This is a genomic window from Pseudomonas sp. NY15364 (genome assembly GCF_048068235.1).
Taxonomy (GTDB): Bacteria; Pseudomonadota; Gammaproteobacteria; order Pseudomonadales; family Pseudomonadaceae; genus Aquipseudomonas; species Aquipseudomonas mendocina_D.
Genome location: NZ_JBLUPX010000004.1, coordinates 200,615 through 221,907, shown reverse-complemented (window position 1 = coordinate 221,907; position 21,293 = coordinate 200,615). Strand labels below are relative to the sequence as shown.

The 21,293-nt window shown below is 64.9% G+C and carries 12 protein-coding genes and 1 pseudogene; 7 read left to right on the top strand and 6 right to left on the bottom strand.

The features are described from left to right. Positions 1-128 precede the first annotated feature (128 nt). Together pbpC and ACNFCJ_RS05740 are read right to left on the bottom strand one after the other, a co-directional pair. Positions 129-2,453 (bottom strand): peptidoglycan glycosyltransferase PbpC, encoded by a 2,325-nt coding sequence (gene pbpC / locus ACNFCJ_RS05745; RefSeq protein WP_416770294.1) that lies wholly within the window; start codon positions 2,451-2,453, stop codon positions 129-131. A gap of 68 nt (positions 2,454-2,521) precedes the next feature. Then, on the bottom strand, positions 2,522-7,420 hold the full coding sequence (locus tag ACNFCJ_RS05740) for an alpha-2-macroglobulin family protein (protein WP_416770293.1): 4,899 nt from the start codon (positions 7,418-7,420) through the stop codon (positions 2,522-2,524). A gap of 145 nt (positions 7,421-7,565) precedes the next feature. Between ACNFCJ_RS05740 and ACNFCJ_RS05735 the strand changes: the two genes are divergently transcribed. From ACNFCJ_RS05735 to ACNFCJ_RS05725, 3 genes and pseudogenes are all read left to right on the top strand, one after another. Then, positions 7,566-8,939 carry an MATE family efflux transporter gene (locus tag ACNFCJ_RS05735; RefSeq protein WP_416770291.1) on the top strand — a complete coding sequence of 458 codons (1,374 nt, stop codon included), beginning with the start codon at positions 7,566-7,568 and terminating at the stop codon, positions 8,937-8,939. Next, complete coding sequence (locus ACNFCJ_RS05730) at positions 8,926-9,963, top strand: diguanylate cyclase (RefSeq protein WP_416770289.1); 1,038 nt, start codon at positions 8,926-8,928, stop codon at positions 9,961-9,963. The genes ACNFCJ_RS05735 and ACNFCJ_RS05730 overlap by 14 nt, the downstream gene beginning before the upstream one ends. A 17-nt stretch (positions 9,964-9,980) precedes the next feature. Next, positions 9,981-10,109, top strand: a pseudogene (locus tag ACNFCJ_RS05725) (DUF2214 family protein); the annotation flags it as partial. A gap of 139 nt (positions 10,110-10,248) precedes the next feature. Here the strand turns inward: ACNFCJ_RS05725 and speA are convergent. From speA to ACNFCJ_RS05705, 4 genes are all read right to left on the bottom strand, one after another. Further along, positions 10,249-12,162, bottom strand: a complete 1,914-nt coding sequence (speA, locus tag ACNFCJ_RS05720) for an arginine decarboxylase (RefSeq protein ID WP_416770287.1) — start codon at positions 12,160-12,162, stop codon at positions 10,249-10,251. 121 nt (positions 12,163-12,283) lie between these two features. Next, positions 12,284-12,655 carry a translation initiation factor Sui1 gene (locus ACNFCJ_RS05715; protein WP_416770286.1) on the bottom strand — a complete coding sequence of 124 codons (372 nt, stop codon included), beginning with the start codon at positions 12,653-12,655 and terminating at the stop codon, positions 12,284-12,286. A gap of 328 nt (positions 12,656-12,983) precedes the next feature. Continuing rightward, positions 12,984-13,532 (bottom strand): NUDIX hydrolase, encoded by a 549-nt coding sequence (locus ACNFCJ_RS05710; protein ID WP_416770285.1) that lies wholly within the window; start codon positions 13,530-13,532, stop codon positions 12,984-12,986. Next, a complete protein-coding gene (locus ACNFCJ_RS05705; protein WP_099522627.1) occupies positions 13,532-14,593 on the bottom strand; it encodes a DUF2333 family protein in 1,062 nt (353 codons plus the stop codon). The genes ACNFCJ_RS05710 and ACNFCJ_RS05705 overlap by 1 nt, the downstream gene beginning before the upstream one ends. Positions 14,594-14,851: 258 nt before the next feature. Here ACNFCJ_RS05705 and ACNFCJ_RS05700 point away from each other — a divergent pair, with 258 nt between their 5' ends. The 4 genes from ACNFCJ_RS05700 to aroQ all read left to right on the top strand — a co-directional run bounded on the left by ACNFCJ_RS05700 (position 14,852) and on the right by aroQ (position 21,244). Further along, on the top strand, positions 14,852-16,471 hold the full coding sequence (locus ACNFCJ_RS05700; RefSeq protein ID WP_416770284.1) for a diguanylate cyclase: 1,620 nt from the start codon (positions 14,852-14,854) through the stop codon (positions 16,469-16,471). A gap of 96 nt (positions 16,472-16,567) precedes the next feature. After that, a complete protein-coding gene (locus tag ACNFCJ_RS05695) occupies positions 16,568-18,532 on the top strand; it encodes a methyl-accepting chemotaxis protein (protein ID WP_416770282.1) in 1,965 nt (654 codons plus the stop codon). Positions 18,533-18,743: 211 nt separating this feature from the next. Continuing rightward, complete coding sequence (gene dsbD / locus ACNFCJ_RS05690) at positions 18,744-20,531, top strand: protein-disulfide reductase DsbD (RefSeq protein ID WP_416770280.1); 1,788 nt, start codon at positions 18,744-18,746, stop codon at positions 20,529-20,531. 266 nt (positions 20,532-20,797) lie between these two features. After that, positions 20,798-21,244 (top strand): type II 3-dehydroquinate dehydratase, encoded by a 447-nt coding sequence (gene aroQ / locus ACNFCJ_RS05685; RefSeq protein WP_416770279.1) that lies wholly within the window; start codon positions 20,798-20,800, stop codon positions 21,242-21,244. The last annotated feature ends 49 nt before the right edge of the window (positions 21,245-21,293 follow it).

Sequence of the window (21,293 nt, the reverse complement as noted above, 5' to 3'; positions counted from 1 at the left end):
GGGATAAGTGGTGTGCACGGCATCTTACAAAGCCCATCACGACTAAAGGCGGAACTTGCCCATCTACCCGGTTAGACCATCGGCCAGACAGCTCAGGCCAGAGCGGCCGACACCTGGAAACTCAGATCTCAGGGCCCTACGCTAAACTCCAGACGAGCGGTCTGGCCGCCTTCGTCGAGCACACTCAGTTGATGCCGGCCACTGGCGAACGCGTGGCTGAAGGGAGCATCCTGAGTGCTCTCCCCAATAGGTTGGCCATCGAGGAACCACCAGCGCCGACCGCTACCGCCCAGAGCCGAAAGATTGAGCCTTAGCGGTTCGTGACTGCCTTGCGGCCGACGCAAGCGATCGCCAATGCGCACACCGACGATGGACAACGGTGACACCTGACTGCTCTGTGGTGGCGGGCAGCTCGCATCGATATGTGGCAAGCGCGCGGTACGCCGCTCCCGGCGCGGCAACCAGGGCTCCAGCGGTGCCGGCCACAAGGCCAGTTCACGCGCTTCGGCCCCGGCACAACCGGAACCGATGCGCAGCCCTTGGGCATTGACCCAATAGCGCTCGCGCAACCCTGTCCCCAGTGGCTGATCGGCTGCCAGCAGCGTGGGTGGCGTGGTGCCTTCGAGCGTCCAGGCGAAACGCAGGCGCCGGCAGTTGGGGTCGTCCCTGCTCATCTGCTGCCCCAGCGGCCAGCAGATGGCCGCCACGCCCACCTCGTCCGGTTGTGGATCGGGCGGTGTGGCGATGCCGCGCTGGCTGTCGCGGTTGACCAGCAGGTCGTGAACCTGCAGCAACAGCGGCGCGGCAGAGGCCAGGCCGAACTGGCCAGGCACCGGCGTGCCATCCGGGCGACCGATCCAGATACCGATCAGGTGACGCGGGCCGACGCCGATGGCCCAGGCATCGCGAAAGCCGTAGCTGGTGCCGGTTTTCCAGGCCAGGGTCGGGGGCTGCGCCAGGTAGGCACGCGGGTCACGATCAGGGCGCGCCTGACCGCTGAGAATGCGCCTGATGATCCAGGCCGAGCCGGGTGACAGCAGGCGCCGTTCGCGCAGCTCATCACTCGGCTGCAGTCGCGGCTTGGCCGCCATGCCACCGCGCGCGAAGGCGCTGTAGCCTGCCACCAGCGACTCCAGGCGCGAGCCGCCACCACCGAGGATCAGCGCCAGGTTCGGCTCGGCCAGCGCCGGCAGGCGAATAGGCACACCGGCACTGCGCAGCTCACCGGCAAAACGTTTCGGCCCGTAGGCTTCAAGCAACTGCACGGCCGGCAAATTGAGCGAGGTGGCCAGCGCCTCGCTGGCCGATACCGGGCCGATGAAGCCGGCGGCGAAGTTGCCGGGCCGGTAGTCGCCATAGTGCCGCGGCACATCCTGCAGCAGAGACTCGGAATGAATCAGGCCGGCATCCAGGGCCATGCCGTAGAGGAAGGGTTTCAGCGTCGAGCCCGGCGAGCGCAGGGCGCGGACCATGTCGACATGACCGAAGCGCGACGTATCAGCGATATCCACCGATCCGAGATAGGCACGCACCGCCATGCTTTCGTGCTCGACCACCAGAATCGCCGCCGAGGTGCGCTCCGGCAGGCGCGCGCGCCAGCCCAGCAGCAGATCTTCCAGGCGCAGCTGCAAGCCGGCATCGAGAGTGGTGCGAATCAGCGGCGGGCTGCCGGCACGGTTCAGGCGCCGCGCCAGCAAGGGCGCCAGGCTTGGCTCACGGCGCGGCGCGAGAAACACTGGTTCCTCCAGCGCTTCGTCTACCTGGGACTGGGGCCACACCTGAAACTCGCCCAGGCGCCGCAGCACCTTGTCACGTGCGGCCTGGGCGCGCTCAGGATGGCGGTCCGGACGCAAGCGGCTGGGCGCCTGCGGCAGCACCGCGAGCAACGCGGCATCGGCACGGGTCAGTTGGCTCGGCGGCTTGCCCAGGTAACTCCAGCTGGCCGCCGCCACGCCCTCGAGGGTGCCACCGAAAGGCGCACGGTTCAGGTACAGGGTGAGGATTTCGTCCTTGGACCGGTGCCACTCCAGCTGCGCGGTGCGCCACAGCTGCTTGAGCTTGCCGGGCAGGTCACGAGCATGCGGATCGAGCAGCCGCGCCACCTGCATCGACAGCGTACTGCCACCGGACACCACGCGCCCGCCGGTCAGGTTCTGCCAGGCCGCACGCCCCAGCGCCAGCGGATTGACCCCAGGGTGCTGGCGAAACCAGCGGTCCTCGTAAGTCAGCAACGCTTCCAGGTAATAGGGCGAGACCTCTTCGGGCGTCACCGGATAGCGCCATACGCCATCACGGTCAGCGAAGCGCCACAACGGCGTGCCGTCCTCGGCCAGCACCACCCGCGCCAGATCATCCTCGGGCAGAGGTAGTGGAAAGAGTTGGTCGGCTAGCCAGAGCAGGGTCAGGGGGAGCAGGAGGATCAGCAGCCAACGCCGCCAGCGTTTGAATGGCATGGTCAGTACAAGCTCCCGGATTCATCCGGGCTACGCAGACTGTAGCCCAAATGAATCCGGGATCGCTTTTAGCGCCCCCTCACCACCAGACTATCCGGCGCACTACCCAGTGCCTGCCAGCTCGGGCGGTACATGGATTCGACCTGCGGTGGCGGTACACGGTAGCTGCCCGGCGTCACCGCACGGGCCAGGTAGAGCAGATGGGTGGTGCCGTACTCCTCCACATCCACCGCGGCCACGTAGCGGTCGCCGCGATATTCCTGATGCTTGATCCGCGCGTTCTGCATCGACTGACGCCACTCCTTGACGTTGCTGCCGGCGTCATCGAGGCTCGCCGCGCTTTGCGCCAGGTTCTGGTTCTCCAGCTCCAGGCCAGCCGGGAGCAGGTCGACGACCAGGGCGTCCGGCACACGTTGCTTGGCGCGCACGGCCAGGTGCACCAGCACCAGCTCGCCGCTGTCCAGGCGCTGCAAATCGAGCGGGCGACCATCCATACCGAGGTACTCGCGCTCGATGCTGAGGTTCTCACCACCGGCGCGCGGCGCCTGGCTCGGGTAACCGGACAGGGTCAGTTGCTGATACAAGGTAGCGCTGCCGGCGTTGCTCACGCTTAGCGGTTCGGCCAGCTCCGCACGCTCCAGCTTGATGCCGGGCTGCTGGTTGCTCAGGTCGAACTGGAAGGCGCCGCTGGCCAGCTTGGCGCTCCACGCCTGCTCGGGCTTGCCGAGAATGCCGCGACCGGCGAGGAACAGCGAGTTGCGCTCCTGGGTCGACAACCAGCGCTGACCGGCCAGCTCATCCGCCAGGTTGAACAGGCGCTGCTCGCGCTGGCCGGCAGCCAGATCATGCTCTTCCAGCAGAGCGAGAATCAGCGCCTGATCACGTAGTGGGCTGCCATAGTCAGCCATCCAGCGTTCGCCATCGCGTTGTTGGATCAAGCCCTGATTCAACGCCTGCTCGGCACGCGGTGCATCACCCATCAGCTTCAATGCGGCGGCCAGTTGTACCAGCGGCAGACCGGAGCGGGCGTCGTTACGACGGTCGAACAGGCTGCGTAGCGCGCCCAGCGGCGCCTGTTGGCTACGCGCCAACACGTAGCCGGCGTAGGCCTGCACGGCGAAGCGGGTGTGGGCGAAGTCCTGGCTGTAGCTGGCTTCGATCAGACTGCTCTGCTGCAGGTAACGCAGCAGGCGGTCGTTGGCCTTCTTCAGTGCCTCTGGCGGTACGCCAAAGCCCTGCTCGCGAGCACGCAGGAGGAAGTCGGTGACATAGGCGGTGAGCCAGTATTCCTCTTCGCTCTCGGCGCTCCACAGGCCGAAGCCGCCACTGTGACGCTGCATGCCGAGCAGACGCTCGATACCCAGCTCGATGCTCTTGCGCCGTTGCTCTTCCGGCTCGCCTTCCAAGCCGAGGCGCTTGAGGCTCGCAGCGTCAGCGTAGAGCGACGGATACAGGCCACTGGTGGTCTGTTCCAGACAGCCATAGGGGTAAGCCCTGAGCGCACGAATCTGCTCACCGAGGTTCAGCGGCGGTCGGCTCGACAGCGCCAGCACCGCCTCCAGCCCGGCAGGTTCGAACTGATTGAGGGTGCCCGCCGGCATGCTCCACGGCTCGCCCTCCCCCAGTACCGCACGGAAGTGCTGCAGCTGCGCCGGATAGGCCGGGCGAATACCCAGCGTCCACTCGCGGCTGAAGTCAGCCAGATCCTCGTTCGGCAGAGCCAGGCCCTGCACCTCGACATGGATACGGCCCTGGCCCAGGCCACCTTCGGCGAGCACCGGAATGCGCAAGGTGGTGCGCTGGCCATCCTTCAGACTGATCGGCGACTCACCCTTTCCGAGCAGGCGCAGCTGGCCCTCCACGCCCAGTTGCACATCGAGCTTCTGCTCACTGCCGGACAAGTTGGTCAGATCCAGCGCCAGCGTGGTTTCGTCACCACCGGCGAGGAAGCGCGGCATCGACAGTTCGGCGATCAGCGGCGCGGCCACCACCGTCTTGGCCTCGGCCATGCCGAAGCGCTCGTCGGTCCAGGCCTGCGCCATCAGGCGCAGCTCACCGTTGAAGTCGGGGATATCCAGGCTGACTTCGCCCTCGCCCTTGTCGTTCAGCTTCAGCGCATCGCTCTGCAGGGCGACGATCAGCACACTGGTATCCGGACGTTTGCCACCGGCGGCGAGGCCGGCGTCACCGCCGAAGGCCAGGCTGGCGACACGCCCCTGCGCTTCGATCAGTTGGCCATAGATGTCCAGCTGGTCAACGCCATAGGCCTTGCGCCCGAAGAAATTGGCGAAAGGATCGGGGGTGGCGTAACTGGTGATATTGAGGATGCCCACGTCGACCGCAGCAACCAGCACATGCACCTTGTCAGGGATGCTGCCGTCGGCATTGCGCGCACTGACCTTGACCTTCAGCGGCTGCTTGGGACGCATTTTTTCCGGTGCTTCCAGGCTGACTGCCAGCTTGCGCGGAGCGCGCTCCAGCGGCAGGTGCAGCAGGCCGACGGCACGCTTGGGCGTGACCTGCGCCTTGCGCTCGCCGGGGCGAACCACCAAAGCACTGAGATAGAGATCATGACGCGCCCATTTCTTGTCGATGGGCAGCTCGAAGGTCTTACCCTCGGCCGGCACGCTGATTTCCTGCCACCACAGCGGCCCCTCGCTGGACTCGACCAGCAGGTAGCCATTGCCGGCAGCCGGCGGGGTGACGGTGATCTTGGCTACCTCGCCCGCGGCGTAGGCAGGCTTGTCCAGCGCCAGCTTGACCTGGTCCGGGCGCACTGCGCCGCCATCGGCGTTGTCTTGCCAGCGGTAGCCGGCCCAGAAACGCAGGCTGCTGACCAGGCCGGTCTGGCTGTCCACAACCTCAACCCGGTATGGGCCCCACTCCACCGGGAAGCTGACCTTGGCAGTCCCACCGGCAGCGATCTTCAGCGGCTCGTCGCTGAGGGTGAGGAATTTCTCGTTGTAGTTGTGACGCCAGCCTTCACCGTCGGAGAAGCTCCAGAAGTAGTCGCGGCGCTCACGCACCAGGCGCACCTTGAGGTTGTCGGCCGCCAGCTTGTTGCCGGCGGCGTCGGCCACGAGGATTTCGAACTCGGCCAGGCTATCGGCGTCGACCTCCTCGCCGTCGAACAGCCCACGCAGGCCCGGCAAACGCTCGGCGGGCCATACCGGCTGGATGATGCGGCGAGTGATCGGGCGACCACCGGACTCTTGCAGGCTGGCCTGGAGGATCAGGCGCAGCGGCGACTTGGCGTCGCTCCAGCGATTTTCCGGGCGCAGCACGGCGCGGCCCTGGTCATCCAGATTCTGCTCGTCGAGCTCCTGGTCCTGGCTCAGGTCGGCCTCGGTGATGTCGCCGAACTGATAGCCCGGCAAGCTCGCCACCGCCTCACGCAGCGGACGCACGTAGAGTTGCCCGGTTAGGCGGTTGCCAGCGGCCGGGGCACCGTAGAGGTAGCGGCCAGTCACCGCGAACTCGGCGCTGTCGCTCGGCGCGTAGGGCTGCTCCTGGCCCTTGAGCTCCAGGGCCATGCGCTCGGGCAGGAAGTCCTCGACGAGGAATTCGTAGAGCTGCGGGTTGCCGTCACCCAGGTCGAGCAACAGCTGCCAGCGGCCTGTCGGGGCTTCTTCGGCGAGCGGCAGTTGATATTGATAGAGGCCGTCATCCCCTGCGTTCCAGACGAACTTGCGGCTGATCTGCTCATCCGGGCGACGCACCTCGACGCTGACCGGCTGAGCCTTGACCGGGCTGCCGTCGGCATCACGCAGCAGGCCATTGAGCAGCACGGTTTCGCCGGGGCGATACAGATCGCGCGGGCCGAACACGAAGAATTGCAGGGCATGTGCCTTGGGCCCGGTGATGTCGAATTCGGCCAGGTCCAGCGCCGGTGTGTTCAGGCGCAGCAGGCTGGTCTGTTCGTCCTGCTTGGCCACCAGCACCTGAGCCTTTTCCGGTAATGGCAGTTGCGCATGGCCAGCCGAATCGGTCTTGCCTTCAGCCAGCAGCGCGCCTTCACCATCGAGCAGCTCGAGCTGCACGCCGGACTGCGCCTTGCCACCTTCCAGCGCCTGGGTGAACACGTCGAGGCGGTCGCGATAACGATGCGCGGACAGGCCGATATCACTCAGGGAGAACAGCGTCGCCGGCTGCGAGTAGCTGTAGCTGCCGGCCTCACGCATCACCGCCAGGTACACGCCCGGCTGCTTGAACGGCTCCAGGCCGGCGATGGGCAGGAGCAAGGTTTCACGGGTATTGCGCGCCGGGTTGAGGTCGAAGCGCCCGCCATAGACCAGATCGGCCATCGGCAGCAGTTCGCGCGCCTCCCAGGTATCCAGGTTGCTGGCCCGGCCCCAGCGGGACAGAAAGCGCGGCAGCGCCTCGGGCTTGATGCGGAAGAATTCGACGTTGACCTTGTCGACGTTCAGCGCGATCACCGGCAGGCCTTCGGCCAGTCGGGTCGGCAGCAGCGAGCCACGACTGGCGAAACCGACGCTGGCCTGCAGGTCGCGGGTTTCGAAGCGGCTGACCTGCTCTTTGGCCAGTTTGCCGCCATTGATCGATTTCAGGCCGGCATCGATGGTCAGCACCAGCTTGCGCTGCGGCTCCAGGTGGCGCAGGCGCAGCTCGCTGAGGTTGTCGGTCAGCTCCCAGGCGCCGTCGACCTTGCCGGCAGTGCTGTCGACCAGGTGCAGGCGTTCGGCGAAGGGCTGATCGGGGTCCAGCGGGATGGAGAAGGTCACCGACAGTGCACTGGCGCCGTCGAGCTGCACCTCGGAAACGTCGACCACTTCCAGCTCGCGTCCGGCATAGCGCTTGGCCAGCGCGTCGCGGTCGACTGCCGGCTTGGGCGCCTGCGGCTGCTGCGCAGCAGGAGCGGCGGGAGTCACCGTGGCAGGGGGTTCAGAAGAATCACAGGCGCTGAGCAGGCTCAGCACCAAGGCCAGAAGCAGTCCTTTGTTCGGCATTGCGGGCTCCGGAGAGTAGGGGCGCGAAGGCCGATACTATAGCCGAGCGGCTACTGCGCCGACGAGGCGAAGCGACGAAATCCGCCAAGCTGCGCACAGTCCACCCTGTGCCTATAATCGGCGCTTTGCTGGAACGGAAGCCCCCATGCACGCCCTGTTCGAAGCCTGGCGCCACGCGCCGACCCAGAGAAAGGTCTGGGCCCTGGCCGCCCCGATGATTCTCTCCAACCTGTCAGTGCCCATGGTGGCGCTGGTCGATACCGCCGTGGTCGGCCACCTGCCGCATGCCCACCAGTTGGCGGCCGTAGCGGTAGGCGGCAGCCTCTATACCCTGCTGACCTGGGCGATGGGTTTTCTGCGCATGGGCAGTACCGGCTTCGCGGCCCAGGCCGCAGGTCGCGAGGACGGCGGCGCCCTGCGCCAGGTGCTGGTGCAGGGGCTCGGACTGGGCGTGTTCATGGCCTTGCTGCTGGGCCTGCTGGCACTGCCGTTGAGCGGTGCGGCGCTGAGCCTGATGCAACCCTCCGCCGAGCTGGATCAGTTGGCGCGCCAGTACTTTCAGATTCGCCTGTTCGGCCTGCCCGCCAGTCTGGCGACCTACGCCCTGATCGGCTGGCTGCTGGGCACGCAGAGCGCGCGAGGGCCGCTGGCCATTCTGATGACTGCCAACCTGATCAACGTGGCGCTCGACCTGTTATTCGTGCTCGGTCTCGAATGGGGCGTGGCCGGCGCGGCCTGGGCCTCGGTGATCGCCGAATGGAGCGGCGCCCTGCTCGGCCTGTGGCTGGCCCGCAGCGCGCTGGCACGTTATCCCGGCCGCCTCGACAGCAGCGCGCTGAAACGCTGGAGCAACTGGCGCCCATTGCTGGCCGTCAACCGCGATATCTTCATCCGCACCCTGGCACTGCAACTGGTGTTCTTTCTGATCACCGTGAAAGGCACGCGCCTGGGCGATGCCACGGTGGCGGCCAACGCACTGCTGCTCAATGGCCTGACGCTGACTGCCTACGCCCTCGACGGCCTGGCGCATGCCGTCGAGGCACTTGGCGGCCACGCGCTTGGCGCGCGTGATCGCGATGCGCTGCGCCGCTCGCTGCTGGTGGCCGGCACATGGTCGCTGCTGGCCAGCGCCGCCTTCGCGCTGTTCTTCCTGTTTGGCGGGCACTGGTTCGTCGGCCTGCTGACCGATATCGCCGAAGTCCGCGAACTGGCGCTGACCTTCCTACCTTATCTGGCCGTGCTGCCGCTGCTGGCGGTGTGGAGCTACCTGCTCGACGGCCTATTCATCGGCGCCACGCGCGCCCGCGAGATGCGCGACGCCATGCTGATTGCCCTGGCGCTGGCCCTGCCGCTGGGCTGGGCGCTGCAGGCGCTGGGCAACCACGGCCTGTGGCTGGCCTTTCTCGCCTTCATGGGGCTGCGGAGCCTAGTGCTGGCTGGCTATGCTTGGCACTTGAGTCGTCGCGACCAATGGTTCACCCCACTGCCAGCAGGAGAGACCGCGCATGCTCAGCGCTGAGCTGCCGCACAACGAAGTCCAACGTCAACAGGCCCTGGAGCGCCAGGACCTGCTCGACACCCCGGCCGATCCCTACCTGGACACCCTGACCCGCATCACCCTTGAGCTGTTCGAGGTGAAGACGGTGCTGATCAGCCTGATCGACAACGACCGGCAGTGGTTCATGAGCCGCCAGGGCCTGGAACTCGCCGAGACGCCAAGGTGTATCTCCTTCTGCGCCCACGCCATCCTGCAAGACGACGCCCTGGTGATCGAGGACACCCACCTGGACTTTCGCTTCGCCGACAACCCGGTGGTTCTGCAATCGCCCTTTATCCGCTTCTACGCCGGCCAGCCGCTGCATGACGAAGACGGCCAGACCCTCGGCACCCTGTGCCTGATCGACCCGCAGCCGCGCGGCTTAAATGCCCGCGAGCGGCGCCAGCTGCGCGACATGGCACAACTGGTGGAGGGCTATCTGCGCCTGCGCCACAGCTCGCGCCAGGCCGAACAGCTGCGCGCAGCACTGAGTCGCGCGCAGCGCAAGGCCATGCTCGACGCGCTGACCCTGCTGTGGAATCGCGCCGGCCTGCTGCACTTTCTGCCCCAGCAGCAGGCCGCGGCCGAACGCGCCGGCCTGCGCCTGGGCCTGCTGTTCTGCGACCTCGACCACTTCAAGCAGGTCAACGACCGCCATGGCCACGCCGCCGGCGATCAGGTGCTGTGGCAAAGCGCGCGACGCCTGAGCGCGGCGGTGCGCCCGCAGGACGTGGTCGCCCGCAACGGCGGCGAAGAGTTCGTGATTCTCGCCCTGGTGCACGACCGCGCCGAACTGCTGCAGATCGCCGAACGCATTCGCCTGGCCATCGCCGAACCGGCCATAGAGCTGGACGGCGCCCAGTTGAGCCAGACCGCCAGCGTCGGCTGCGCCCTGCTGGCGCCCGGCGAAACCGCCGCCGACGCCCTGGAACGGGCCGACCAAGCGCTGTACCGGGCCAAGCGCGGCGGTCGCAATCGCTGCGAATTCACCGCAACCGATAAATAACCCGCAAGGAGCACTCGATGGCCGCCGCACTCGTCGCCTATCTGCATTTTCTGGCGATCTTCGCCCTGCTCAGCATCGAACACGTGTTGTTCAAGGCGCCGCTGGATCTGTCCCGTGCGCGCAGCCTGATGATCACCGACCTGGTCTAAGGCATCTGTGCCGGTCTAGCAGCCTGTTGAAATTCGGCGTGATGATTGCGAGCGTAGCCGATGCAATCCGGGAACGATGTCTGACGTTGCACCATCCCCGGATTGCATCCGGGCTACCGGAGTTGCCGCAGGCGGTTTACGACGCCAGGTAGGACGAACGGGTCAGGCCCAGACGCAAGGCGTCGAGGAACTGCGTACGTTCACGGGCGCTGATCTTGGCGCTGGCGACCTTGTCGCGGTAGTGGGTCATCAGCTCTTCCGGCGACAGGTGCACATAGCGCAGCATATCCTCGATGGTGTCGTGGGTCTCGATGCCGGCGTGCACCACGCTGCCATCGGCGCCCTGGTAGATGTTCACCGAGTCGGTATCGCCGAACAGGTTGTGCATGTCGCCAAGGATTTCCTGATAGGCGCCGACCAGGAAGATGCCCAGCACATAGTCCTCACCCTCGCGGATCTCGTGCACCGGCAGGCTGGTCTCGATGGACTGCTCGTCGACGTACTGACGGATCTTGCCATCGGAGTCGCAGGTCAGGTCCTGCAGCACCGCGCGGCGCAGCGGCTCCTCGTCCAGGCGCGACAGCGGCAGGATCGGCAGGATCTGGCCGATAGCCCAGGTGTCCGGCAGGCTCTGGAATACCGAGAAGTTGCAGATGTACTTGTCGGCGAGTTTGTCGTTGAGCTCGTCGAGCACCGCACGGTGCGAACGCTGACGGGCTTTGAGCTGGTTGTGCAGGCGGCGGCAGATGGCGAAATAGCACTGCTCGGCCAGCGCCTTCTGCGCCAGGCTGAGCTTGCCGGACGAATACTGAGCCGCCACTTCCTCGATGTAGTGGGTGGCGCGCCAGTAGGTTTCGGCGACCATTTCCGGGTCGCTGTCGTCGAGCAGCTCGATCAGCACCTGGAGGATTTCCGGCTGTTCGACGCTGGCGTCCATCTCCGGCACTTTGTCGTTGTGGCGCTCGACGTCGGTCACCTGCACCAGCAGCACGGCGTGGTGCGCAGTCATCGCCCGGCCGCTCTCGGAGAAGATGTGCGGATGGGGGATTTCCTGGCGGTCGCAGAATTCCTTGAGCATATCGACCACGGCATCGGCGTAGTCCTGCATGTCGTAGTTGATCGAGCTGGCGTTACGCGAGTGGGTGCCGTCGTAGTCCACACCGAGGCCGCCACCGACGTCGATGTGATCGACCGGCAGGCCCATGGCACGTAGCTCGCCGTAGTAGCGGATGGCCTCGCGGAAGCCCTTGCGGTAATCGGCGATGTTGGCGATCTGCGAGCCCATATGGAAGTGCAGCAGGCGGATGCCCTGGTCCAGCCCGGCAGCGCGGAAACGCTCGACCACGGAGAGGATCTGCGCCGCGGACAGGCCGAACTTGGACTTCTCGCCACCGGTGTCGGCCCACTTGGAGGATGCCAGCGAGGACAGACGTACACGCAAGCCAATCTGCGGCGCGACCTTGAGCTCGGCCGCCTCCTCGATCACCAGGGCGACTTCCGACTCTTTCTCGATGACGATGAACACGTTGTGGCCGAGCTTCTGCCCCATCAGCGCCAGACGGATGAACTCGCGGTCCTTGTAGCCGTTGCAGACGATGGTGCCGCCCTTCGGCGCCAGCGCCAGCACCGCCAGCAGCTCGGGCTTGGAGCCGGCTTCGAGGCCGATGGAGACGTTCTGTGTGGCGATGATGTTCTCGATCACCGCCTCCTGCTGGTTGACCTTGATCGGGTACAACGCGGTGTAACGGCTCTGGTATTCCAGGCGTTCGATACTGGCGTCGAAGGCCCCGGTCAGACGGCGTACACGGTCCTGCAGAATGTCCGGGAAGCGCACCAGCAGCGGCAGCGAAAGGCCGCTCTGACGCAGCTCGTCGACCTGCTGATAGAGATCGATGGGTTGGCTGTCCGGCCCGTTGGGACGCACTTCGATGCGCCCGGCGTCGTTGATCGAGAAATAGCCGGCGCCCCAGTGGCGAATGCCGTAGACACTGCGGCTATCGGCTACGGTCCATTGGCTGCCGTCGTCTTTGCGGGTGCGTCGTGCGGACATCGGGTTCTCCCATGAGAAAAGCCTGACCTTGCTGGCGGCCAGTTTAGAAATGATGAAAGCAAGATGACATTTGCTCGGCGGTTGACCGCACGAGCATCATCGAAGTTTAGAAAAGGACTTATCAGCCGCCGGACTTCTTCGCGGTAAACCCGCGCTTGCTCAGCTCGGCCAACAACAGCTCGACGTGATCACCCTGGATCTCGATCACCCCATCCTTGAGCGCGCCGCCGGTGCCACAACGCTTCTTCAGCGCGCTGGCCAGCTCCTTGAGCGGCTCTTCGGCCAACGGCACACCACTGACGGTGGTGACGGTCTTGCCGCCACGGCCCTTGGTTTCCCGGCGCACACGGGCAATACCGTCACCATCGGGAATGCGCGTCTGTTTGCAGATGCAGGCATCCACCGCCTGATTGCAATCCGGGCAATGGCGACCAGCATCGGTGGAATAGACGAGACCGCTCAGGGCGGAGAATGAAGAGGCTTTCTTGACCACCGGCTTGTCCTCGTAGGGGTCAGGATAGGCGAAGCCCTTCTGCTAGGGGCAGCGCAGGCGGACAGACGTCCGCCGAAAAGGCCGCGCAGTTTAACGGCAAAGGCCGGGCTTGCTAAGACCAAATTTGCGTCATTGTTCGGTACTTTGGCGACGCTGTTCGTCATCGTGCACGGGGCGCTCGGAATCAGCGACGCGGGGTGCGCCGTGCGCACCTGGCCCCCATGTCCGAGGTAATGGCGGTGCGCGCGGCGCGGCCTACGCGCAGGAGCTAACAAAACCACCCTCTCCCACCCTTCGGGCACCCTCTCCCGCAAGCGGGAGAGGGTCATCAGCCGGCCGCAAGCGGCCTGTTTATATAGCGTTCCAGCGCCGCCAACGAGTCCGGGCAGTAAGGTAGGCGGTGAGCTTCCTCCAGCGCCTGCTCGATGCTGATGAAGCGCGCCTCGAGCACTTCTTCCGGCTGCAGCTGCAGTGGTGCATCGGACACCGCCGAATAGGCCATGCACCACAGACGGCTTTCCGGGGCGTCGTAAAGAAAGTGCGCATGCTCGATCAGTTCGGCATCGACGATACCCAGCTCCTCGGCCAGCTCACGCTCGGCAGAGAACCGATAATCCTCACCTTCGAGCACCATGCCGCCGGCAGCTACGTCCCAATAGCCGGGATACAGCGCCTTGCTCAGGGTGCGCCGGTGCACGCACAGCAGCCCAGCCGAATTGAACAACAGGATGTAGGTGCCGCGTCCGATCAGGCGCTGCTCGCGTAGCTCGGCACGGGAAACGCCACCCAGTGGTAGATCATGCTCATCGACCCAGGCCACCCGTTCCTGATCGGAAGCGACGCGATGCGCCGCTTCCGCTGCCGAAATCGCGACCATCAACCCTGGCTCAGCAGTTGACGCAGATCGATCATGCCGGCATTGGCACGGGAGATATAGTTGGCCATCACCAGCGAATGGTTGGCGAGAATGCCGTAGCCACTGCCGTTGAGGATCATCGGGCTCCACAGAGTGGCTTGCGCTGCTTCCAGCTCACGAATGATCTGACGCACGCTGACAGTGGCGTTCTTCTTCGCCAGCACGTCGGCGAAGTCGACCTCAATCGCGCGCAGCAGGTGAGCCAGCGCCCAGGCCTGACCGCGAGCTTCGTAGAACACGTTGTCAATCTGCAGCCACGGCGTCTCGTACACGCCATCTCGCCCTACCAGTCCGGACTCTTCGGCGTCGTTGCCCACCTGCAGGTTCTCGTTCAGACGCACCTGGCCGACGCTGGCCGACAGGCGCTGCGACAGCGAGCCGAGACGGGTGCCGGCATCGCCCAGCCAGTTGTTGAGGTTGTCGGCACGGGCATAGAACTGCGCATTCTTCTGCCCCGTATCAGACAGACGAGCCAGGTAACGATCCAGCGACTTGATGCCCTCGCGGTACTCGGACTCGGACGCCGGCAATGCCCAGCTCTTGTTATCGAAGTGGAAACGCGGCTCAGCCTTGGCCAGATCCGGGTCTTCGGTCGACTGCGACTGCGAGCGGGCGAAATCCTTGCGCAGCGCACGAGAGAAATCACGCACCTGCACCAGTACGCCATATTCCCAGCTCGGCATGTTGTCCAGCCACAGGCCGGGCGGCGCGAGGTCGTTGGACAGGTAGCCGCCCGGCTTGTCGAGCAGCGTGCTGGCGACCTGTTTGAGGGTTTCCACCGTGGTGTAACCGGTCACCATCTGGCGCTGCGCCTGCTGCGCCGCGCTCTGAGCATGCTGCTGCACCTGAAACGCAGACGGCTCCTGACTCCAGTACCAACCGACCACCAGGGCGATCAGCAGATAGACACCGATCAGGCCGCCCAGTGATCGAGCGATCAGGTTGCCACCGCTGCGGTCGCGCCCTGAGGCCTTATCGGCGCTGCCCTGCGAGTTCGTCGAGCGATTCTTCCAGTCCAGCATGACAGTGTCCCTTTTTAAGCGAATTCGAGTGTTCGACCACAACCTGGCCAACGGGTTGCGACCTGTTCCGCACTATAAGGCAAGCCCACTGCAAAACGCAGGGCGCAGGCGCAAACTTACCGCTGGTACGGGAAAACTACATTTCTGTCGCTTATTCGACAGAAATACGACCGTCAATTGATCGACGGCAATGCCAGCGCCCGCAGCAAGTGATAGCATCAAGCCACCACTGACTTAACCACCTATAGAAGTCGGCCCATGACCGAGCACCCGGATCCCAGTCGCGATCGCCTCAAGCATCACTTCGCCCAGCGCGTGATTCATCAGGCGCGCCAGGTGCTGGAAGTATGGCAGCGCCTGCAGCGCAGCGAATGGAACGACGCCGGCATGGCCGAGCTGACCGAAGCCAACCTGCGCCTGCTGCGTTACGCCGAGCGCTTCGAGCAGATCGAGCATGCGCAACTGGCGCAAAGCATTGGCACCAGCCTCGACGAGGTCGTGGAAAATCACGGCCGTCTCAACAGTACGCTGATCGCTCGCCTCAATCAGGCCATGCAACGCCTTTCACATACCGGCCTGCGCCATAGCGACGCCTTCGAGCAAACCTTCCTGCCACCGCTGCGCAAACCGGTCTATCTCGCCCTGCAGGATGCCCAACGCGCCGAGCGCCTGGTCCAGCAACTGGAGTTCTTCGGCCTGGCCGCGCAGGCACTGAGCGATGTGCGTGCTTTCCGCGCCGCCATCACCGAGCGCCACCCCGCCGCAATCGTCATGGACGTCGACTTCGCCGGCGCCGGAGCCGGGCTGGAGCTGGCAGGCTCGGTGCAGGAAGGCCTGGAGCAAAAGATTCCGCTGCTGTTCATCAGCCACTGCGACGCCGACACCCCGACACGCCTGGCCGCCGTACGCGCCGGTGGCCAGGAGTTCTTCACTGGCTCACTGGACGCATCGAGCCTGCTCGAACGCATCGAAGTGCTGACTCACGTCTCGCAATACGACCCGTACAAGGTGCTGATCGTCGACGACTCCAAAGCCCAGGCGACGCACACCGAGCGCGTACTCAACAGCGCCGGCATCCTCACCCACACCCTTACCGAACCTATCTTGGCAATGGATGCGCTGGCCGAGTTCCAGCCGGACCTGATCATCCTCGACATGTACATGCCCGAGTGCAACGGCACCGAACTGGCCAAGGTGATCCGCCACAACGACCGCTACGTCAGCGTGCCGATCATCTATCTGTCGGCCGAGGACGACCTCGATAAGCAGCTCGATGCCATGAGCGAGGGCGGCGACGATTTCCTCACCAAGCCGATCAAGCCACGCCACCTGATCGCCACCGTACGCAACCGCGCGGCACGTGCGCGCAACCTCAAGGCGCGCATGGTGCGTGACAGCCTGACCGGCCTGTACAACCACACTCACACCCTGCAACTGCTCGACGACGCCTGCTTCCGCGCGCGCCGCGAAGAGCAACCGCTGGCCTTCGCCATGCTCGACATCGACCACTTCAAGAAGGTCAACGACACCTACGGCCACCCCATGGGCGACCGGGTGATCAAGAGCCTGGCGCTGTTCCTCAAGCAACGCCTGCGCAAGAGCGACCATATCGGCCGTTATGGCGGCGAGGAATTCGCCGTGGTGCTGCCTGACACTGACGAACAATCGGCGCTCAAGGTACTGGAGGAAATTCGCCAGCGCTTCGCCGAAATCCATTACCCAGCCCAGCCGCAGGACCTGTCCTGCACCTTCAGTTGCGGCATCGCCATGCTGCAACCTGGCCTGGACGGCAACGCACTGTCCAAACGCGCCGACGAAGCGCTGTACAAGGCCAAACATGGCGGTCGTAACCGCGTAGAGCTGTACGACGACGAATAAAGCGCCGCGAAACGTGACGCCGTTCACGGCGTCATCAGGATGTAACCAAACCGCAATAAGCTCGCGGGCATCGTTCAGTTGTCGATCGAGCCTGCCATGCGCCTCAAGCTGCTTACCAACCTCAATACCCTGTTGCTGGTCACCGTCTGTGTCGCCCTGGCGGCAACCTTGTGGTGGTCGCAGCGCGCACTGCAGCAGCCGGTGCAACTGATGGAGCGCTACCTGACGCTATCCCAGCAGTTTCAGCGCGAGGTGGCCGACAACATTCAGGCCTACCTGGCCAGCGGCAACACCGTGCAACACAGCGCTGCAACCCAGGCCATCGACGCCTTCGACGAATCTATCGAACAACTGCCGCAACAACTGACCGCCGAGCTGCGCCCCAGCCTGGAACAACTGCGCGACTTCAGCGCCAATCAGCTGCTGGCCGCCGGCAAGCTGGCTGGCGATCCGCAGGGCCTGCTGCTGCAAGCCGAGCGCGAGATGCTCGCCGCTTTGGAACAGCTCAACCAGTACGCAGCCAGTGGCAGCGGCCCGGCAGCCGGTGACTATCGCCAGCCGCTGCAGGACGCGGGCTCGCGCCTGCTGAAGCTTGCTCACGCCCGTGAACGCTTCATCAGCCAGGGGCGCAGTGAACTGCTCGGCGATGTAGAGCGCGAACTCAAGGCCCTTGCCCAGCAGGTCGAGACGCTGGATAAGCTGCCGCTACTTGGCGTGCAACAAGCCGACAGCTCTGCCAGCGTCGGTTTCGCCGCGCTGCTCGGGCTGGACGACGCCCAGCAGGAGCAACAGGCGCAGGATCGCGGCATCGACCTGAAACGTGAACTGGGGACACTGGTGCGCCGCTACCCCAGCGAACTGCAACGCACCCGCGAACTGGTCGAGCAACGCCAGCAACTGGCCGTGACCACGACCAAGCGCGTGACCCAGGTGCAGCAGGCACTGGCGGAGCTGGAGCCGCTGGTAAAAGGTGAGTACGCGCGCATTCAGGGCGAGGTAAGGCTGATTCAGGGCCTGATGATCGGCCTGATCCTGCTGATCGCCCTGGTTATCGACCGCATCCAAAGGCACCTGTCACAGGTGCTCGAACGCTTGGTACCGGCGCTGTCGCGATGGGCGAGTGGTGATTTCGCAACGCCGATCAGCATCCTCTCCCGCACCCGCGAGCTGCGCGACATCGAAGACTCGCTCAATCACCTGCGCGGTTATCTGGTAGAGCTGGTCGCCAGCATCCGCGGTCATGCCGAGCATGTTGCCGGCTCCAGCCGGACTCTGGCCGACCTCAGCGGCGGCCTGCACGGCGGCGCCGAACGCCAGGCCGGCGATACCGCGCTGATCCGCGACGCGCTAGGCGAGCTGGAAGCGACCATCGGCCAGGTCGCCCAGGACGCCAGCCAGACAGCCGACGCCAGCCGCGACGCCGACCGCGCCCTGGCCCAGGGCCAACAAGTCATCGGCCAGAGTCTGCAAGGGCTGCACGCGCTGGTCACCGAGGTTCAGGGCAACGCCCAGGCCATCGAACGCCTGGCCGACGAAACGGCCACCATTGGCGGTGTACTGACGGTGATTCGCGGTATTGCCGAACAGACCAACCTGCTCGCCCTCAACGCCGCCATCGAGGCCGCTCGTGCCGGTGAGGCCGGCCGTGGCTTCGCCGTGGTCGCCGACGAAGTGCGCTCACTATCGCAGCGCACCGGCAGTGCCACGGCGGAAATCCAGGACGTCATTGGTCGCCTGCAACAGGCTGCGCATCAGTCGGTACAGGCCATGCGCGCCCAGGTCGAACATGCCGAAGCGACCGCAGGCAAGGCCGAGGCCGCGGATGGTGCGCTGGACGAGATCGTCAGCGCCATTCGCACCATCGCCAGCATGGCCGAGCGCATCGCCGAGGCTACCGCCCAGCAGAGCGATGCGGTCAGCGAGATTCGCGAGCACGGTGAACGCATTCATCAACTGGGTGATGACAACCTCGGCCTGATCGCCAGCGGACGCAACGAAAGCGAGCGCCTGCTGCACCTGGGCAGCCAACTACATAGCGCCGTACAGGCGTTTCGCGTCTAGCAGGCTGCTGAAAAACTACCTACGTTTTTCAACGGCCTGCTAGCCAGCTGCGACACGGCAGCGCAGGCAGCAACCGCCCGGGAACTCGACAAGACCGGCCTTTTCCAAGGTTCCGCTCATCCCAGGCATTCGACGCTCCGGCGCAGCGACGGCGATGCGGGTGGGCGCTTTCCGGTATCATGCCGCCACCTATCGCCGAGATATTCGCCCGATGTCACTGCGTCGACTGCTGCTTCCCCTGCTTCTGCTCTGCCTGAGCCTACCCGCCAGCGCCAACCTCTTCGATAAGCGCCCGGCCGCCTCGCCGATTGGCGCGCCGCTGAATAACAGCAGCGACTTCCTACCGGTGCGCGAAGCCTTCAAGCTGAGCCTGGTGAGCAGCGATGCACAGGCAGTGACGCTGCGCTTCGTCGCGACCGAGGGCTATTACCTTTATCGCCACCGCCTCAACTTCAGCGTCGAGCCGGCCGATCTGGTGCTTGGCGACGCCGAATTGCCAGCAGGCGAGGCCAAGCACGATGAGTTCTTCGGCGATGTCGAGGTGTACTACGGCGTGCTGGATATCCGCCTGCCGCTGGAGAACCCGGACAACCGCCCGCTGCGCCTGCAGGTCGGCTACCAGGGCTGCGCCGACAAGGGCCTGTGCTACCCGCCGGAGACAGAGTTCATCGAGATCGGTGATATGCCTGCTGCCAACAGCAGCGATGCGGCATCGGTGGCAGCCGGCTGGAGCTGGAAAGAGCTGGCGCTGTTCTTCCTCGGCGGTCTGGCGCTGACCTTCACGCCTTGCGTGCTGCCGATGCTGCCGATCCTTTCCGGCGTAGTGCTGCGCGGCCAACTGGGGGGCTTACGCAGCCTGACCCTGTCACTGGCCTATGTCCTGCCGATGGCCGCCTGCTTCGCCATTCTCGGCACGCTGATGGGGCTGTTCGGCGCGGGCCTCAATCTGCAGGCGCGCCTGCAGTCGGCCTGGGTACTGGTGCCTTTCGCCGCGTTCTTCGCGTTCTTCGCCCTGGCCATGTTCGGCCTGTTCGAACTGCGTCTGCCCCGTTTCCTCAGCGAACCGCTGGATCGTCTGGCCGGCAAGACTCACGGTGGTTCGCATCTGAATGCAGCCCTGCTCGGGGTGCTATCGAGTCTGTTGGTCAGCCCCTGCGTCTCGGCGCCACTGGCCGGCGCCCTGCTCTATATAAGCGCCAGTGGTGATGCACTGGGTGGCGGCCTGAAGTTGCTCGCGCTCGGCCTCGGTATGGGTACGCCGCTGGTGCTGTTCGCCGTGGGCGGTGGTGCGCTACTGCCGAAAACCGGTACCTGGATGATCACGGTGCGCAATGCCTTCGGCGTACTGCTGCTGGCCGTTTCGGTATGGCTGCTCGAACGCGTGCTGCCGGGCAGCCTCAGCCTGGCTCTGTGGGGGCTGCTGGCTGGTGGCGTGGCGGTGTTCCTCGGGGCGCTGGAGTTTGGGCCCAAGACACATCGGCAGAAGCTCAGCCAGATCGCCGGCCTGACGTTGCTGGTCTATGCCCTGGCCGCCTGGGTCGGTGCATTGCAGGGTGCGACCGATCCGCTCAAGCCGCTCGGCCAGTTGCAGGCCGGTGCCAGCCAGAGCAGCGCCAAGAGCGGTGCCTGGCAAACCCTGAGCAGCCCCGCCGAACTGGACGCCGCACTGGCCGAGGCCAAAGCCGCCGGTCAACCGCTGCTGCTGGACTGGTACGCAGACTGGTGCATCAGCTGCAAGGTGATCGAGCGCGAGGTGTTCGGCAACGCCGAGGTCGGCAGCAAGCTGGCCGGCTGGCGCCTGATCCGCTTCGATATCACCGAAAGCAACGCCGCCCAGCGCGCCCTGCTGGACCGTTACAAGCTGTTTGGACCGCCAGCCATCCAGCTGTTCGCCGGCAATAGTGACGAATTACTCGATCTGCGTGTCGTAGGTGAGATCAATGCCGCCACCTTCGCGGGCCGTCTGGATCAGGCAAGTAGCCGCCTAGGAAAACGCTGAAAAAGCCCCAAACCGTCACTCCCGCGAAGGCGGGAGTCCAGGTACTGCGGGGTCTGGATTCCCGCCTTCGCGGGAATGACGACTATTTCAGACCATCCCCAGGTAGCTGAACGCCGCCAAGACGATCATCGCTAGCGCCTGGCAACGACCGAAACCAACGCTATAGTCATATTTCTGCCGCAAACAGCAGGCATCGTGTCGACTATTGCTGACATCGCGCAGCTGCGGCATAGTCCTGCGCAGCCCGAACAACAAGGAACGCGACCATGGCCACCCTACTGGTGCTGCACGGCCCCAACTTGAACCTGCTCGGCACCCGCGAGCCCGACAAATATGGCGCCACCACCCTTGCCGAGATCAATCAGGATCTGGAGCAGCGCGCCCGCGAGACCGGTCACCATCTGCTGTACCTGCAGAGCAATGCCGAGTACGAGCTGATCGAGCGCATTCACGCCGCAAAGGGTGAAGGTGTCGACTTTATCCTGATCAATCCTGCCGCTTTTACTCATACCAGCGTCGCATTACGTGACGCGTTGCTGGCGGTGAGCATCCCATTCATCGAAGTGCACCTGTCCAACGTGCACAAGCGTGAACCTTTCCGCCATCACTCCTACTTTTCCGACGTTGCCGTAGGGGTGATCTGCGGGCTTGGCGCCAGCGGTTACCGGCTGGCCCTGGAAGCAGCACTCGAACAACTGACCGGGCGCGCCTGACGCGTAGCCTGGTAGACAAGTCCTACCTCACCTCTGGGAGTTGACCCTT